General features: G+C 60.9%; 14 protein-coding genes. 8 read left to right on the forward strand and 6 right to left on the reverse strand.

Annotated features, from left to right (window positions below):
* Positions 1 to 2 precede the first annotated feature (2 nt).
* Positions 3 to 179: a hypothetical protein gene (locus ATY78_RS28625; protein ID WP_190237499.1), complete on the forward strand. Its 177-nt coding sequence runs from the start codon at positions 3 to 5 to the stop codon at positions 177 to 179.
* On the opposite strand, the gene ATY78_RS21070 is transcribed toward ATY78_RS28625, so the two are convergent.
* The 5 genes from ATY78_RS21070 to ATY78_RS21090 all read right to left on the reverse strand — a co-directional run bounded on the left by ATY78_RS21070 (position 169) and on the right by ATY78_RS21090 (position 5,266).
* The gene (locus ATY78_RS21070) at positions 169 to 522 is read right to left on the reverse strand and encodes a metalloregulator ArsR/SmtB family transcription factor (protein ID WP_088684234.1); all 354 of its coding nucleotides are present in this window, start codon (positions 520 to 522) and stop codon (positions 169 to 171) included. The two genes, ATY78_RS28625 and ATY78_RS21070, sit on opposite strands and share 11 nt — an antisense overlap.
* Positions 523 to 728: 206 nt before the next feature.
* Complete coding sequence (locus ATY78_RS21075; protein WP_088684235.1) at positions 729 to 1,409, reverse strand: response regulator transcription factor; 681 nt, start codon at positions 1,407 to 1,409, stop codon at positions 729 to 731.
* Between the two features lies 1 nt (position 1,410).
* Positions 1,411 to 1,788, reverse strand: a complete 378-nt coding sequence (locus tag ATY78_RS21080) for a response regulator (RefSeq protein WP_088684236.1) — start codon at positions 1,786 to 1,788, stop codon at positions 1,411 to 1,413.
* 2 nt (positions 1,789 to 1,790) lie between these two features.
* Positions 1,791 to 2,432: a response regulator gene (locus tag ATY78_RS21085; RefSeq protein WP_088684237.1), complete on the reverse strand. Its 642-nt coding sequence runs from the start codon at positions 2,430 to 2,432 to the stop codon at positions 1,791 to 1,793.
* Entirely contained in the window at positions 2,429 to 5,266 is a 2,838-nt protein-coding gene (locus ATY78_RS21090; protein WP_088684298.1) for an MASE1 domain-containing protein, read from the reverse strand. The genes ATY78_RS21085 and ATY78_RS21090 overlap by 4 nt, the downstream gene beginning before the upstream one ends.
* A gap of 336 nt (positions 5,267 to 5,602) precedes the next feature.
* Between ATY78_RS21090 and ATY78_RS21095 the strand changes: the two genes are divergently transcribed.
* Positions 5,603 to 6,355: an NAD(P)H-binding protein gene (locus tag ATY78_RS21095; RefSeq protein ID WP_088684238.1), complete on the forward strand. Its 753-nt coding sequence runs from the start codon at positions 5,603 to 5,605 to the stop codon at positions 6,353 to 6,355.
* A 119-nt stretch (positions 6,356 to 6,474) separates the two neighbouring features.
* Here the strand turns inward: ATY78_RS21095 and ATY78_RS21100 are convergent, their stop codons facing one another.
* Positions 6,475 to 7,578 (reverse strand): LacI family DNA-binding transcriptional regulator, encoded by a 1,104-nt coding sequence (locus tag ATY78_RS21100; protein ID WP_088684239.1) that lies wholly within the window; start codon positions 7,576 to 7,578, stop codon positions 6,475 to 6,477.
* Positions 7,579 to 7,901: 323 nt separating this feature from the next.
* Here ATY78_RS21100 and ATY78_RS21105 point away from each other — a divergent pair, with 323 nt between their 5' ends.
* The 6 genes from ATY78_RS21105 to repC all read left to right on the forward strand — a co-directional run bounded on the left by ATY78_RS21105 (position 7,902) and on the right by repC (position 15,548).
* Entirely contained in the window at positions 7,902 to 8,864 is a 963-nt protein-coding gene (locus tag ATY78_RS21105) for a sugar-binding protein (RefSeq protein ID WP_088684240.1), read from the forward strand.
* A gap of 75 nt (positions 8,865 to 8,939) precedes the next feature.
* Positions 8,940 to 10,481, forward strand: coding sequence for a sugar ABC transporter ATP-binding protein (locus ATY78_RS21110; protein WP_088684241.1), 1,542 nt, complete (start codon positions 8,940 to 8,942; stop codon positions 10,479 to 10,481).
* A 43-nt stretch (positions 10,482 to 10,524) separates the two neighbouring features.
* Positions 10,525 to 11,550 (forward strand): ABC transporter permease, encoded by a 1,026-nt coding sequence (locus ATY78_RS21115; protein ID WP_088684242.1) that lies wholly within the window; start codon positions 10,525 to 10,527, stop codon positions 11,548 to 11,550.
* A gap of 355 nt (positions 11,551 to 11,905) precedes the next feature.
* On the forward strand, positions 11,906 to 13,099 hold the full coding sequence (gene repA, locus ATY78_RS21120) for a plasmid partitioning protein RepA (protein ID WP_088684243.1): 1,194 nt from the start codon (positions 11,906 to 11,908) through the stop codon (positions 13,097 to 13,099).
* A gap of 1 nt (position 13,100) precedes the next feature.
* Positions 13,101 to 14,102, forward strand: coding sequence for a plasmid partitioning protein RepB (gene repB / locus ATY78_RS21125; protein ID WP_088684244.1), 1,002 nt, complete (start codon positions 13,101 to 13,103; stop codon positions 14,100 to 14,102).
* Positions 14,103 to 14,255: 153 nt separating this feature from the next.
* Positions 14,256 to 15,548, forward strand: a complete 1,293-nt coding sequence (gene repC / locus ATY78_RS21130) for a plasmid replication protein RepC (RefSeq protein WP_088684245.1) — start codon at positions 14,256 to 14,258, stop codon at positions 15,546 to 15,548.
* Position 15,549: the final 1 nt, after the last annotated feature.

Here is a 15,549-nt window from a genome sequence, read left to right on the forward strand (position 1 = left end):
GATTGCCGCGCCATGGCCTCGGCCTGGCGCTTGCCGCTCAGGCGGCGGTCATCTCGTTCGAAATGGCGTCGTTCTTCGCCATAGCCCTGCGCTTCGCCCTCGCGGCGCCGATCCTGATTGCCTGCAAGGTCATCCTCAGCAGGGCCGGATCGGCTTCTTCTGATTTCGTCAGGTGGTGACGGCGCGGAAACGTTCTGCTGCGGTATAACGCTGTGGTCCGAAGATGCCGGCGAGCGTATCGAGAATAGCCTTGGCCGCATCGGATTGCAGTGAATAGTAGATCGTCTGGGCGGCCCTTCGCGTCTGCACGAGTTCCTGTTCTCGAAGAATGGCCAGATGCTGGGACGTCGAAGATTGGCTCAATCCCACCTCGTCGGCCAGGATGGACACGGACATTTCCCCTTCGGCCAGCAGATGCAGAATGTGAAGCCGCTTGGCATTGCCCATGGCGGACAAGAGATTTGCTTCGCTGTCGAAGGCGTTGGCGTCAGGGGAAGGCGCGGGTGGGGACAGATTGTTCAAGGCGAGATCTCCTTTAGGGAACCAAAGCCGGGCAACAGTCATATCCCCGGGCTTTAATTTAGAGATACCGCATGGGGGCGAGGCCGAAACCCATTGACGGCGCCGCACGGTCGTTTTTGGCGCGAATCGGATAGGACGCGCAAAATGTGGACAGCAATGGGCATGTTCAAGGCCGGATCTCCGCCTTTGAACGGGCCCGGTTGGCGCTAGCGCGAGCCGATTTGGCGCATTTGTGCGGGCAGGGTTTCCCATGCCCGGATCAATTCGCCGATGGAGCCGGCCTCCATCTTGTGCATGACGTTGCTGCGATGCAGCTTGACCGTCACCTCGCTGATGCCGAGATCGAAGGCGATCTGCTTGTTGAGGCGCCCGTGCGCCACTTCATGGAGAACTTCGCGCTCGCGCTGCGTCAGCGTCTCCAGCCGTTCGATATTGCGATTGGCGATTGCCGCTTCCGCCCGCCGTTCGCCGTCCATGGCGATGGCTGCTGTCACGGCATCGAGCAGGGTCTGGTCCCGCGCCGGCTTGGTCAGGAAATCCACGGCGCCGGCTTTCATCGCCTGTACGGTCATCGGGATATCGCCATGCCCGGTGAGGAAGATGATCGGCTTGGCGATACCGTTTTCGGCCAGATGGCTCTGCAGGTGGAGACCGCTTGCTCCCGGCATGCGCACATCGAGGATCAGGCAGCCGGGCCTGTCCAATATATCCGCGTCGAGCAGTTCGCGGGTCGAGGCAAAGCTGACCGGCTGGAAACCCGCCGACAGGATCAGTTCCGACAGGGCCTCGCGAATGGATGCGTCGTCGTCCACGATCATGACGAGCGGCTGATCCTCTTCATATCCGTGTTGCGCCGATCTACGAACGAACGGCTGGTCAACTCTCATGTCACCCTCCATCTCTCGATTTGTGCAAGGCATTGGCGATGGCCGCCAGCAGGGCCTGGGCATCGAATGGTTTGCGGAAGAATCCGCCGGCGCCCTGAGCGCGGCCCTGATCGGCGATCTCGTGGCGGCCCGTGATCAGGAAGACCGGCAGCTCCGGACGTGATTTCCTGACGAGATCACGAAGTTCGAAGCCGTCGATGCCGGGCATTCCGATATCGGTGATCAGCAGGTCCAGATCGGACAGCCCGGCGACGAGCAGCGAGCCCGCCGATGAGAAGCTGCGGGCGACATAGCCCGCCGATTCCAGAAGGTCGCCCATCGATTCGAGGAGCCTTGGATCGTCATCGACAATTGCCACGACATGTCTTGTCTCGTTCATGTTCAATTCCCTCCCACCCGGCGCGAGTGGGTTATCGGTATTTCCAGTTTCTCCGCGATGCGCACGAGATCGGCGAGCGATGCCGCCGCCATCTTCTGCATCACGTTTCTTCTGTGGATCTGCAGCGTGACTTCGCTGATCCCCAGTTCCGCTGCCGCCTGCTTGTTGAGAAGGCCGCTGACGACGAGCGGCAGCACCTCGCGCTCGCGCGGCGTCAGGTCGAGATAATGTTGTCTCAGCATGTCGAGTTCGGCGCGCCCGGCTCTCTTTTCCCGGTCCTGGGCGATCGCCGCATGGATCGCCGCCATGAGATCTTCGTCGTTGAACGGCTTCGTCAGGAAATCCACTGCGCCGCGCTTGATGGCGCGCACGGAAGAGGGGATATCGCCATGTCCTGTGATGAAGACGATCGGCGGATGGTCGACGTCGGCGATCTGCCTCTGCAATTCGAGGCCGTTGATATCGGGGAGTTCGATATCGAGGATGAGGCAGGCAGGCTGATCCGGCTTGTCTGCTTTCACATAGTCGCAGGCGGACTCGAAGGCGATGGCGCGTATGCCGTGCGAGGCCAGCAGCTCGCCGAGCGCCTCGCGGATACGTTCATCGTCGTCGACGATGAAGACGATATGGTCGTCGGCCGTCATGGTGCCGCCTTCGTTTCAATGGGCAATGTAAAGATCAACGCCGCCCCGCGCGGTTCGTTCTTCTCCGCCCATAATCTTCCGCCGTGCAGTTCGACGATGGAGCGGCAGATCGCAAGCCCCATACCCATGCCGTTTTCCTTCGTGCTGAAGAAGGGATCGAACATCTTCTCGGGAAGTTCGATACCCTGGCCCAGATCCCGGACCTCGGTCTGGACGGCATTGCCGACATGGTGCGAGCGTATCGCGACCACCCTGTCGCTTACCGCGGCGTCCAGCGCCTCGATGCCGTTGCGGATGAGATTGATCAGGACCTGCTGGATCTGGATACGATCGATCGCGACGGACGGCAGGCTGCCGTCGATTTCGACGTCGATGCGAACGCGCCGCCGCCAGGCCTCGTCGGCCATCAGGCTGCGCACTTCGTCGATGATGCTGGAAAGCGTCGTCTGAACCCTCCTGTCGGCGGATTGTTTGAACAAGGCGCGAATGCGGCTGACGACCTCGGCGGCCGAATTGGCGTCCCGGATGATGCGCTCGACCGTTCTCTGCGCCCGCTCCATGTTCGGTGGATCGGCCATCAGCCAGCGCTGGCAGGCATGGGAATTCGCCACGACGGCGGCCAGGGGTTGGTTCACCTCATGCGCGATGGAAGCGGAAAGTTCGGCGAGGCTCGCCGCCTGGCCCGCCCGGGCAAGCCCCTCCTGCGTCAGGCGCAGCTCTTCCTGCGCCTGAACCTCGCCGTCGATATCGAGACATATGACGTTCCATTGCACGATCGCGCCCTCGCCATCGCGCATCGGTGCGGCCCGCGTCTCGACCCAGCGATAGTCGCCATCGAACCGCCGCAGGCGATGCCTGCGCGCATAGGGTTCGCCGGTGGCGAGCGAATGGGCGTATTTCTCCTTGACGTCGGCGAGATCGTCGGGATGAACGCCGGCGTCGAGCGTGCCGGCCAGCCGCGACTTGCCGGTTCCGTCAAGCTCTTCGAGTTTGTATCCGAGAAAGTCGCGAAGCTGGGGATTGCGATAGACCGGCTCCCCGTCCGGGGCCGCACAATCGATCATGACTGGCAGCGTTTCGACGATCTGCCAGAGAGAGCGTTCCCGCTCTCGCAGCGCTTCCTCGACGCGCAGTTGGTCGTCTATGTCATGCGAGAGGCCGTACCACTGGACGATCTCACCGTTTTCGTCACGCAGCGGCTCGGCGCTGCCCTTCACCCAGCGGTAGACGCCATCGGCGCGCCGCAGGCGATATTGCTTCGAGAAACGTTCGCCGGTGACGAGGGAATGGTTGAGCGCCTCGGCAAGGCTCCGCGCGTCGTCGGGATGGACGGCGACGTCGATCAGGGCCGACAGCCGGCTCATGCCCGGTTTCTCCATCTCGGCGACGTCGAGACCGAGAAAATCGATCAGGCGCTTGTTGAAGAAGGTTGGAGCGCCGTCCGGATTGAGCCGCCAGAGCAGGCTCGGGACCATGTCCACCAGTTGGGAGAGCTCGTGCTCCCGGTTGCGCAGCGCTTCCTGCGCGCGCATCTCGTCATCGATGTCGACCGATATCACGTACCATTGCACGATCGCGCCGTTTTGATCCCGCAGCGGCTCGGCGCGGCCGTCGACCCAGCGATAGGCTCCGTCGAAACGGCGCATGCGGTATTTGATCGAGAAGGGATCGCCGCTGGCGAGTGCGCGGTGGACCGTCTCGAGCAGCCGCGGCGCGTCGTCGGGATGAACGAGCGTGTGAATGACCGATGAGAGCCGGCTCATGCCCGGCTGATCCATATCGCCGACGTCGAGACCGAAAAAGTCGATCAGGCGCTTGTTGAAGAAGACCGGCTCGCCTTTCGGCGTCAGGCGTCTGATCTGAACCGGGACCATGTCCACGAGCTGCGAGAGTTCGCGTTCCCTTTCGCTGAGCGCTTCCACGCTCTGGCGCAGGGAAAGCACCGCCAGCTGATGCTGACGCGATATGGCGGCGACGATCAGCGCTGAGAAGGCCGAGATCGCCAGGAAAAGCTGCAGCATGACCTGATTGTGTTTCTGGGCCTCCGGATCGCCGGCGAATTGGCTGGCGCCGGTTATCGTGAAGACCGCGGTGATCAGGGCGAGGAGAGCGAGCGACACCGCCGCTCCCTTGAATTCGAAGCGGACCGCGGCCCAGAGAAGAGGCGGCATGATGATATAGGCGAAGGGAAGGTAGCCGCTCAGCGAAAGGGCTGCGACGCCGAGGAAGATCAGCGCCAGGACGGCCGCCTCCACCCATTGCCCGGTCGAAAGCTGGGTCTTGCCGCGCCAGCTGTGGAAGAGGACCAGCGCCAGCGGCGCCACGATCAGCACACCGGTCGCGTCTCCGATCCACCATAAGGGCCAGGCCGTCAGGAAGGATTGCGACTGGATGCTGAACCAGGCAAGCGTGGCGCTTCCGATGGTCGCGCTGACTGCCGGCGCGACTCCGGCGCTGATGACGATGAATGCGGTCACTTCCTGCAGTGTTTCGAGCCGAACCGGGGGCTTCAAGGTCCGGTTGACGAGCCACGCGGCGACCATCGCTTCGAGAGCGTTGCCGACATAGATCAGGAAGGCCGCGGTTTGCGGGCTGTGGAACCACAGGACATTGCTGAACATCTCGCCCAGGCAGCCCGCCAGTATCCACCATGGCCAGCTGGGCCGGGAAGCGAGGACGAGGGTCGCGATGAACAGCCCGCCCGGAGGCCAGATGGAAATGCCGGTTCCCGGCACGATCGCGAGCGACTGGGCGAAGCCGCAGGCGAGCACATAGGCGAGGAAGAAAAGCGCCAGACGCAGGAATGGCGGGCGGTGCGACCAGACCCTCTCTATCAACCGCTCCGGCCGGGCGGGCAAAGCCGGGGGATCGTCAATGTTTCCTGCAGCAGTTGTTTTCCATTTCGGGGCCGGCGCGCTCATGTTGGAACCGTAATCCTGGCGCACCACAACCGCAACTCATGGAAACCCATGCATTGCGCGGGATGTAGCCGGATTTCTCGGCCGCTGGCGGGCTCTTCCGCCTTTCCGATCAGGCATCCTAGACCTTGGGCTGGCTCCGCTATGCCCTGCGTCTCGGACGTCCGACCCCAAGCATGATGGAAGGCGTCCGGCGTTCCGGTCATTCTCCGTCCGCGCGGGTATGCGGACGATGCAACAGAGGAGACTGAGATGAAAATCATGGTAGCGGGAGCAAGCGGCCTCATCGGAACGCAACTGACTTCGGATCTGCGGCGCTCGGGCCACGACGTCACGGCCGCATCTCTGTCGCTCGGCGTCGATACGATGACCGGCAAGGGCCTCGAAGCGGCGATGACAGGCGCTGAAGTTGTCGTCGACGTGACCAATGCCGCATCCTTCGGCGACAATTCGGCGCTCGGTTTTTTCAAGGCTTCGACGAAGAACCTGCTCGCGGCCGCGGCGCAAGCCGGCGTCCGGCACTATCTCGCGCTTTCCGTCGTCGGCACGCCGCGCCTCGTCGAAAGCGATTATTTCCGCGCCAAAGCGGTGCAGGAAAACCTCATCCGGGCTTCGACCCGGCCTTACACGATCCTCCGCTCGACGCAGTTCTATGAATTCATCAACGGCGTGATCGACATCGGCGCCGAAGGCAACCTCTTCCGCTTGCCACCGGCCTCGATGAGGCCGGTCGCGGCTCGGGAAGTCGCGGCATTCCTGGCGGAACTGGCAACCGAAGATCCCTTAGGCGATATCATCGAGATCGGCGGCCCCGAACAGTTCGGCATCGACGAAATCGCCCGGATCTACCTCGCGGCGAACGAAGACCAGCGACAGGTGATAACCGATCCCTTCACCCCGTATTTCGGCGTCGAACTGACCGGCGACGTATTGCTGCCGCATGTCGGGGCGCGCGTGGCGAGGCAGAATCTCTCCGACTGGCTCTATCAGTCGATTGCGGCTTAACGGCCTCCTTGAAACTTGGCGATTGGCTTGGTTGTACCAAACTTCGGTTCTGATGGCGGAGCATGATGTCGTCCATGACAGGCATCCAGCCCGTGCCGCGCCCTCCGGGCGTCTCGCCACTATCGCGGCGCCTGCGCGCCATCGAAGATGTGCCGCGCCTTGGTTCTCGGCGCAGCGACGGAATGACGATCGACGAGCGAGCATTCCAGCTTCGTAATTGGATAGCGCTTGCCGGGAGTGGTCTGCAGGTTGAGATGTTCAATCGCCCACTGACCCATGGCGAGGTGCGGAAGGACCGAAGTGGTCAGCGCCGGTACGAGCTGTCGCGAAATTTCCTCGTCGTCGTAACCGACGACCGACATGTCCTGGGGAATGCGGAGCCCAGCATCTTTGAGCGCTTCGTAGCATCCCACGGCAGTGCGGTCGTTCTGGCAGAAGATGGCGGTCGGCGGTTCTTTCAGCGCAAGCAATTTCATCGTCGCGGCATAGCCGGCGCCGGCCGACCAGTCGCCTTCAATGACTAATTCCGGATCGAAGGGTATATCGGCGGTCGCAAGTGCACGGCGGTATCCCGTCAGGCGGTCTTGCGCAGCCTGCATCCAAATCTCACCGGTGATCGTGCCGATGCGATGGTGGCCGTGCATGATCAGATGCCGGGTGGAGCTCTGGCCCCCCGCGATTTCACTTGGCACCACGGCTGGAAAGGCATGATCAGCTGTGTAGCAGTTCAACAATACTATCGGGATCTTAAGCTCACAGACATAAGAAGGGAGCTGTATCTCCCTGGTATAGATTGTCATGTATATGAGCGCGGATATGCCCCCGCTCGTCAACGCTCTGATTGCTTTGGGCTCCATGACTGGATCACCCAGCGTCTGGGTAACCAGCAACACGTTGCCCGTGTTCCAAGAAGCTTGCCGGGCGCCCTCGATTGCGACGATTGCTTCCGGGCTGGTGGCGAGTTGATCCACGGCGAAACCGATGACGTTGTCGAGTCCCGAATAAGAGGCCTTCATGGTATAGCTTGTCCCCATGTAGCCTAGCGCTCGAGCGGCCTCCAACACGCGGTCACGGGTCTGCTGTGAGATGCGGGTGCCGGGCGTGTCGTTGAGCACGAAGGAGACGGCCGCCTGTGAGCAGCCGGCCGCCGCGGCGATGTCCATCATCGTCACGCGGGCGGGCTTGTCCATTGCAGGCTTCGTTTGGGTCCTAGGCTTTCGCATTCGCGGGAACAATCTCAGTTTGTGGCAGAAACAGCTTCTTGGCTAATTAATATTAGCATTCGTCCGAAAGTGCTGGCAATCGCGTTAATACTCACGTTGAATAACAAATAGTGGCGGAAAACTTCACTCTGATAGCTCCGTGATGAAATGTTTTGATGTGTATTGATAATACTATTTACTAATTAAGATTCTTGTATACCGTCAGGGAGCGATCGGAACCAATGCCACTTGTCGCGTTGCGACGGCCCTAGGAGGGGGCGCGCATTCGGCCGGCCGTGTATCGAAACGGGCTCGCGCGACTGCGGCCCCTCGGGAGGTATGCCATGAAACAGCTGAAACGGAATGCAGCCTTGTTCCTTGCCGGGCTGATACTGACTGCGGCGCCAATTGCAGTAGCCGATGCCGCCGACAAACCGACGCTTGCTTTCGTTGTCAACGGAGCGTCTGACTTCTGGAAAGCCGCCGAAGCGGGCGTGAAGAAGGCCCAGACCGAATTGCCTGACTACCAACTGGAGCTGAAGTACCCTGAGCAGGCATCAGTAGCCATCCAGCAGCGCCTGATGGAAGACCTGGTTAGTGCTGGCGTCAAGGGAATCATGGTTTCCGCGGTCGATCCCAAGACTCAGACTGAGGGCTTGAACAAGATCGGCTCACAGACAGCTCTCTTCACGACCGATAGCGATGCGCCGCAGACCAACCGTGTCGCCTATATCGGTTCATCCAACATCGACGCGGGTTTGCAGGCGGCCGAAATCGCGAAGAAGGCAATGCCGGATGGCGGCAAGTGCATCGGTTTTGTCGGGCTCCTCGGCGCCGATAATGCCAAGGAACGCATCCAGGGCATGAAGGACGGGCTTAAGGGCACGAAGATCGAGCTGACAGATGTGCGCGGCGACGATATCGATCAGACGCGCGCAAAAAAGAATGTCGAAGATGCACTGGTGGCCAGCCCGGACGTGACCTGCATGGTCGGCTTCTACTCTTATAACACGCCACGCATCTATGAGGCACTGCGCGACGCCGGAAAGCTTGGGCAGATCACCGTCGTCGGCTTTGACGACGATCCGATCACGCTCGGCGGCGTCAAGGAAGGCACGGTCGCGGCAACCGTAGTGCAGCAGCCGTTCGAATGGGCTTATCAGGGGATGAAGTTGATGGCCGCCTACCTCAAGGGCGACAAATCAGGCGTTCCCAGCAACGGCTTGATCATCATTCCGACAGTAGTCATCGGCAAGGATGACGTTGACAAATATGCCGCTGACCTGAAGGCCATGGCTGGAAAGTAATCCTCCTTTGCGGCGGGGGTGCTCCCCGCCGCAAAAGACGTTTCATGCCGCAGCACCAGCAGTCATGGACAGGCGATGAACCAGAGCTCAGACATCCCGTCACCGGACCCGCCTGCAACGCCGTTCCTTTCGCTTTCCGGCGTTGGCAAGACTTATCCAGGCGTTGTAGCGCTTGAGGGATTGTCGCTCGACATCGTGCCGGGAGAGGTCATCGGCTTGGTCGGCGAGAACGGCGCCGGAAAGTCGACGCTGATGAAAATCCTCGGCGGCGTGATCGCTCCGGATCGGGGCGTGATCCTGCTCGACGGCGCAGAACATCGCCACCTCACTGTGGAAGCGAGCATTGCATCGGGCATCGCCTTTGTGCATCAAGAGCTCAACCTCTTTGACAATCTCGACGTTGCCGCCAATATCCTTCTAGGCCGAGAGCCGTTGAAGGCAGGACCTTTTAAGTTTGTCGATCGCGCTCGACTTCGAGAGTTGGTGACCCCACTCCTGAAGCGCGTAGGGGCAAATTTTTCAGCCGACACACCTGTAGCCTCACTTTCCCTTGCCGAGCAGCAGATGGTGGAAATTGCCAAGGCGCTGTCCATCAAGGCGAGGCTTGTCATTTTCGACGAACCCACCTCCAGCCTGCCGCTGGCCGAAACCGAGCGGCTCCTGAACATCATCAAGTTGCTGAAGGCGGATGGTATCAGTGTAATCTTCATCTCGCACCGTCTCCACGAGGTCGAGCGGGTTGCGGACCGGGTGGTCGTATTGCGCGATGGCACGCTTGTGGGCACGCTCGCCAAAAAGGACATCGGCCACGACCAGATGGTCAAGCTGATGATCGGCCGGCTGCTCGCGGCCCGGACCGCAAAACCGCAGCGCTCGCCGGGTGCGGTCGCATTGAAGGTCAGCGGCGTGCGCACGGGTGCCTATCCCGGCCGTCCGGTTGACCTGGAAATCAGGTACGGAGAAATCCTGGGGCTTGCAGGCCTCGTTGGCTCAGGCCGCACCGAGCTTGCAAGGATACTTTTCGGCATCGACCGGAGTTACGGCGGAGCCATTCTGCAGGACGGACGCCAAATCAACATCAGTTCTGCTTGGGACGCCGTCGCTCGCGGCATCTTCCTGGTGCCGGAGGATCGCAAGCGCAATGGCATTCTTCTTGACCTCCCGATCGCTCAGAACATAACTCTCGCCGATCTTCCGAGGATTTCCCGCGGTTTCATGCTTTCGGCTGAGCGGGAGACTGCAGCCGCTGAAAAGCAGCGTGTTCGCCTCGGTATCAAGGCGCCTTCCGTGTCGACGCGAACCGGCACCCTGTCCGGTGGCAACCAACAGAAGGTGGTTTTGGCCAAATGGTTGTCGATGAGCCCGAGGGTGATGATCTTCGACGAGCCGACGCGCGGCATCGATGTCGGCGCGAAAAATGAGATCTATGGCCTGATGCGAGCGCTTGCCGATGCCGGTGTCGCCATCCTGATGATCTCCAGCGACATGGAGGAGGTGATTGGCGTTTCTGACCGCATCGCCGTCATGCACGAGGGCCAGATCGCCGGCGTTCTGGAAGAGGACGAATTCAGTCAGGAAAGCGTCCTTTTGCTTGCTGTTGGCAAAAGCGTAAAATAGCGGCTGCGGCCATGAGAAACCGATATCGGGGATGGAATCTCGAATGATCAAAAAAGATCTTGGACTGCTGCTTTTGATCGTCGTCGTCGGCATCGTCGTTGCCATCATCAATCCGCGCTTCTTGCTGCCGATCAACCTTGCGAACACCGCCAACCTGATCGGGCTGTTCGGCATCCTGTCGATGGGGCAGGCCTTTGTCATCATTACCGGCGGTATCGAGCTTTCGGTGGGCTCGCTCGTGGCGCTTCTCGGCGTATTGTTCGTCGATTTCGTTGCGGTACAATATATGCCCTGGGCGCTGGCGCTGCCGCTCATTCTCCTGCTAGGCGCAGTCATAGGCGCCGTGCACGGCTGGCTTATCACCCGGCTCAATCTGCAGCCCTTTGTCGTGACCCTCTGCGGCCTCTTGATCTATCGCGGGGCAGCGCGCTTCTATACGGCCGACGGAACGGCGGGGTTTGCCTTCGGGCAGAGTTTCCCAGAACTCGAATTTCTGACCGCCGGGCGGTTCTATGGCATTCCCGTCACCTTCATTGCTTTGATCATTATTGCCGTCGCCATGTGGCTGGTGCTGCATCGCTCCGTCTTCGGACGTTATCTCTACGCGGTCGGAAAAAACGAAGAGGCTGCTCGCTATTCCGGCATCCGGACCGATCGATTAGTTATGAGCGCCTATGTCATCTGCGGACTGCTTACGGCGCTCTCGGCGATCTATTTCGCTATGTACACGCGCTCGATCTCGCCCGCGAGCCATGGTCAATTCTACGAACTCTACGCGATTGCCGCCGCCGTGCTCGGTGGATTTTCGCTGCGTGGGGGTGAGGGATCGCTCGTCGGCGTCGTGCTAGGCACAGTCCTGTTGCAAGAGCTGCAAAATCTTGTGAACCTGCTCGGCATTCCGTCGTCGCTGAACTTCGCGGTCATGGGCGGCGTGATCCTCATCGGCGTCCTGATAGACCAACAATGGCATGCGATCCGCGCAAAGAGACGCCTCGCGTCCGCCGCACGACAGGTTGAATCCCGTCTTCCAAACGAAGGAAGCTTGCCGATGGTTGCAAACCGCGACTAGGACAGCCGGTGGCTATTTGCGGCTGCTCGTCGAGGATTAGACCATGACCATCAGCATGTTGCCGAGACGGGTATAGCGAGAATTGCTCGGGCCTGTCTGCCCAGCCGAGCTGCGTCGCAAAATCCAATGAATTTCATATGTATAACAAAATGAGGGCCCTTGCCTGCTCGGCATTCCGGGCTGTGCGAATCACCGCCGTCCGGTCGCCAAATCGCCTGGTTTCGGAGCCCCTTTGCCGGGCTTGATGCGTGGTTTTGGTTAAGCATTTGTAATTCAGTCACGAATCGCGGCATATAGTAACTGCGCAACTGAAGCGCTTTCGTTCAAAATTGCGCAGTTACGTGGGAAAGAGATCATGCAGCCGAGTCTTGCTCTTCAAGATGATCAAGAGCACCTTCCGTCGCTTCTGGCAACGGATGCGAGGGAGTTGTCCTATCAGCTTCAGCAGCATCAGGCCAAAATCTTTCCCCCGCTGTCGCAAAAGACGATCAGGACATTTTCTCCGGCGGAGGCCGCGGCTTTCATCGGCATCGGCGAAGGTTATCTCAGGCAGGTTGCGGCCGACGGCCATGGGCCCGATCCGCTGCCGAATGGCCGCAGGCTCTACAGCGCGATGGACATGGACCGGATCCGCCGCGTCCTCGACGAACGGAACGGAACGCCGAAATATGTTCCGTTCCGCAGGCCGGGCGAAAAGCTCCAGATCGTCTCCGTGATGAATTTCAAGGGCGGCTCGGGCAAGACAACGACCGCGGCCCACTTCGCGCAATTCATGGCGCTGCGGGGCTACCGCGTGCTTGCCGTCGACCTCGACCCGCAGGCCTCCTTGTCCGCGCTGTTCGGCCATCAGCCGGAATTCGACGTCGGCGAGGGCGAAACGATCTACGGCGCAATCCGCTATGACAATCCGCGCCCGATCGCCGATATCGTGCGCGCCACCTATACGCCGAACCTGCATCTCATCCCCGGCAATCTCGAACTGATGGAATTCGAGCATGAGACGCCGAAGGCCATGACGTCGGGCACGGCGGAGACCATGTTCTTCGCCCGCATCGGCGAGGTGCTGACCGATATCGAAAGCCTCTACGACGTCGTCGTCATCGACTGCCCGCCCCAGCTCGGCTTCCTGACGATGTCGGCGCTCTGCGCGGCGACCTCGGTGCTGATCACAGTCCATCCGCAGATGCTCGACGTCATGTCGATGTCGCAGTTCCTGACGATGACGAGCGAACTCATGTCCGTCGTCGAGAAAGCCGGCGGGCGCACCAGCTATGACTGGATGCGCTATCTCGTGACGCGGTTCGAACCGAATGACGGGCCGCAAAGCCAGATGACCGGCTTCATGCGGGCGATCTTCGGCAATCGCATGCTCCACAACGCCATGGTGAAATCGACGGCCGTCTCCGACGCTGGTGTCACCAAGCAGACCCTCTATGAGGTCGAGCGGTCGCAGTTCACGCGCGGAACCTATGATCGGGCGCTGGAGTCGCTGAACCTCGTGAATGGTGAGATCGAAGCGCATATTCGCTCCACCTGGGGAAGGAGATAGGATGGCGCGCAAGAACCTCATCGAAATTTCCGCACCGAACCCGGCAAGGGCCGAAGCGGTCGCGCCGCGCGACAATCGTCCGATTGCCGGCTTCGTGCCGCAGGAGCGCAGTGGCGGGCCGGTCGGCGGCATCACCAAGACGCTCGGCAACATCACCGAGAAGATGGAACGCGCCAGCGAGCTGGAACGGCAGCTTGCCGCCGGCCAGATGATCGTCGAACTCGATCCCGGCCTGATCGACGGTTCTTTCGTCAGCGACCGCCTGGCGATCGACGCGGCTGAACTCGCCGAGCTAGTCGAGCAGATCCGCGAGCATGGGCAGCAGGTCCCGATCCTCGTGCGTCCGCATCCGGAAGCCAAGGGCCGCTATCAGGTCGCTTATGGCCATCGTCGCCTGGCGGCCACGAGAGAGATCGGCATCAGGGTGCGCGCGGTCGTCCGCGATCTGACAGACGGCCAGCTGGTCGTCAGCCAGGGGCAGGAAAACAGCGCCCGGACCAATCTCTCCTATGTCGAGCGCGCCCTATTCGCGTCGCGGCTCGAGGAACGCGGCTTCGGCCGCGACGTCATCATGGCGGCGCTGAGCGTCGACAAGGCGGCGCTGTCGAGAATGCTGATCGTGATACGGCAGGTGCCCTTAGCGCTCATCAATGCCATCGGTGCTGCGCCTGATATCGGCCGGCGGCGATGGCTGGAACTGGGCGAGCGGCTGGAAAATGCCGATGCCGACAAGATCATAGCGGAGTTGTCCGCGGACGACGCGCGCAGGATTTCGAGCGACGAGCGGTTTCACCGGGCATTCGTTCTGGCAGCGAAAAAGGCTGCGGCACCGAAGCCGGCCGTGGTCAAATCCGAGGTCAGCGGCGTGCCGGTGACAGTCAAGAAAACAGCGTCCGGCGCCACCTTCGTCTTCGACAGCAAGACCGCGCCCGGTTTCGATCAATTCGTCCAGGAGCGGCTGCAGGGCCTGTTCCAGGAGTTCAAAAAGCACAGAGGAGCGTAGGCGCAAAAGAAAAAGGCCCCCAACGACGCCGTCGTGGAAGCCCTTCTCAGATCTTAAGCACATCGAGAATCGCATTTCCACGAATCACAGTCAAGCGTTCTTAGGCACCAAAGTGGTGGACGGTTTTCTTTTGCCTGAACGAAGGTGAAGGCAATGGAGAGTGGATATGTGACGACGCCCTTTGGGCGGCGGCCGATGTCGCTTGGCATGCTGGCAAGCCAGCAACTGGCCGAGACCATCGAGCCGGGAATGAGACGCAGCAAGTGGAAGCTGTTCAGGGCGATCTGCGAGGCGCGCCCGGCGCTCGGCGTGACCGATCGGGCGTTGACGGTGCTCGATGCGCTTTTGACCTTCTATCCCGATGACGAGATTTCCGAGGAGAAGGGCCTGATCGTCTTTCCCTCGAACGCTCAGTTGTCGCTTCGTGCCCGGGGAATGACGCCGGCGACACTGCGGCGGCATCTTGCCGTGTTGGTCGAGGCCGGCCTGATCCTGCGCAAGGACAGCCCGAACGGAAAACGCTATGCGCGCCGCGACAGGGCAGGGGAGATCGGTGAGGCTTTCGGCTTCAGTGTCGCGCCACTGCTCGCCCGCGCGGTCGAGATTGAAGGTCTGGCCGCCGAGGTGGTTGCCGACCGGGAGCTCATCCGGGCGACCAGAGAACGTCTCACCGTCTGCCGGCGGGATATCTCCAAGCTGATCTCGGCAGCGCTCGATGAAGCCGTACCCGGCGACTGGGAGCAGATGTCGCTGATGTTTCGCGATCTCGTGCGCAGGATTCCGCGCGTGGCAGGGGCCGGGGAATTGGCTTCACTGCTCGACGAGATGGGCCTGCTGCGCGACGAAGCCGTCAACCTGCTGGAAAGACATATAAAATTAAGAAAAATAAACGCCAATGAGTCTCAAATTGAGCGCCACAAACAGAATTCAAACCCCAACTCCACATCTGAACTTGAACCAAGCTTCGAACCGAAGCAGGGCGCGAAGCCGGCGGCCGATAACGACCCGATCGCCGGGCCGCAGGACGAGCAAAGATTGAAACATCCGGCATCTGCCGGCAGGAGATCCGGAGCAGCCGATCCGATGGCGGGTCATACGCTGAAATCCTTCCCGCTCGGCCTCGTTCTCCAGGCCTGCCCGCAAATTCTCGATTATGGGCCGGGTGGAACGATTGGCAATTGGCGCGACCTGATGTCGGCTGCGGTCGTCGTCCGCTCGATGCTCGGCGTCAGCCCCTCGGCTTATGAGGAAGCCTGCGCCGGCATGGGGCCGGAAAATGCCGCGACCGTAATCGCCTGCATTCTGGAAAGGGGCGGACACATCAATTCGCCCGGCGGTTATCTCCGCGATCTCACCCGCAGGACAGAGCGAGGCGAATTTGCGATCGGCCCGATGCTGATGGCGCTGGTGCGTGCAAATGGCGGAGTGCGGCGCGATGCCGGCTGAT

This window comes from Rhizobium sp. R635 (genome assembly GCF_002211285.1).
Lineage (GTDB): Bacteria > Pseudomonadota > Alphaproteobacteria > Rhizobiales > Rhizobiaceae > Rhizobium.

Bases quoted from the DNA above. Each gene is read 5' to 3' on its own strand.
- repA (WP_088684243.1), top strand. From the start codon at position 11,906: ATGCAGCCGAGTCTTGCTCTTCAAGATGATCAAGAGCACCTTCCGTCG.
- repB (WP_088684244.1), top strand. From the start codon at position 13,101: ATGGCGCGCAAGAACCTCATCGAAATTTCCGCACCGAACCCGGCAAGG.
- ATY78_RS21080 (WP_088684236.1), bottom strand. From the start codon at position 1,788: ATGAACGAGACAAGACATGTCGTGGCAATTGTCGATGACGATCCAAGG.
- ATY78_RS21110 (WP_088684241.1), top strand. From the start codon at position 8,940: ATGAACCAGAGCTCAGACATCCCGTCACCGGACCCGCCTGCAACGCCG.
- ATY78_RS21095 (WP_088684238.1), top strand. From the start codon at position 5,603: ATGAAAATCATGGTAGCGGGAGCAAGCGGCCTCATCGGAACGCAACTG.
- ATY78_RS21115 (WP_088684242.1), top strand. From the start codon at position 10,525: ATGATCAAAAAAGATCTTGGACTGCTGCTTTTGATCGTCGTCGTCGGC.
- ATY78_RS21105 (WP_088684240.1), top strand. From the start codon at position 7,902: ATGAAACAGCTGAAACGGAATGCAGCCTTGTTCCTTGCCGGGCTGATA.
- repC (WP_088684245.1), top strand. From the start codon at position 14,256: ATGGAGAGTGGATATGTGACGACGCCCTTTGGGCGGCGGCCGATGTCG.
- ATY78_RS21100 (WP_088684239.1), bottom strand. From the start codon at position 7,578: ATGCGAAAGCCTAGGACCCAAACGAAGCCTGCAATGGACAAGCCCGCC.
- ATY78_RS21085 (WP_088684237.1), bottom strand. From the start codon at position 2,432: ATGACGGCCGACGACCATATCGTCTTCATCGTCGACGACGATGAACGT.
- ATY78_RS21075 (WP_088684235.1), bottom strand. From the start codon at position 1,409: ATGAGAGTTGACCAGCCGTTCGTTCGTAGATCGGCGCAACACGGATAT.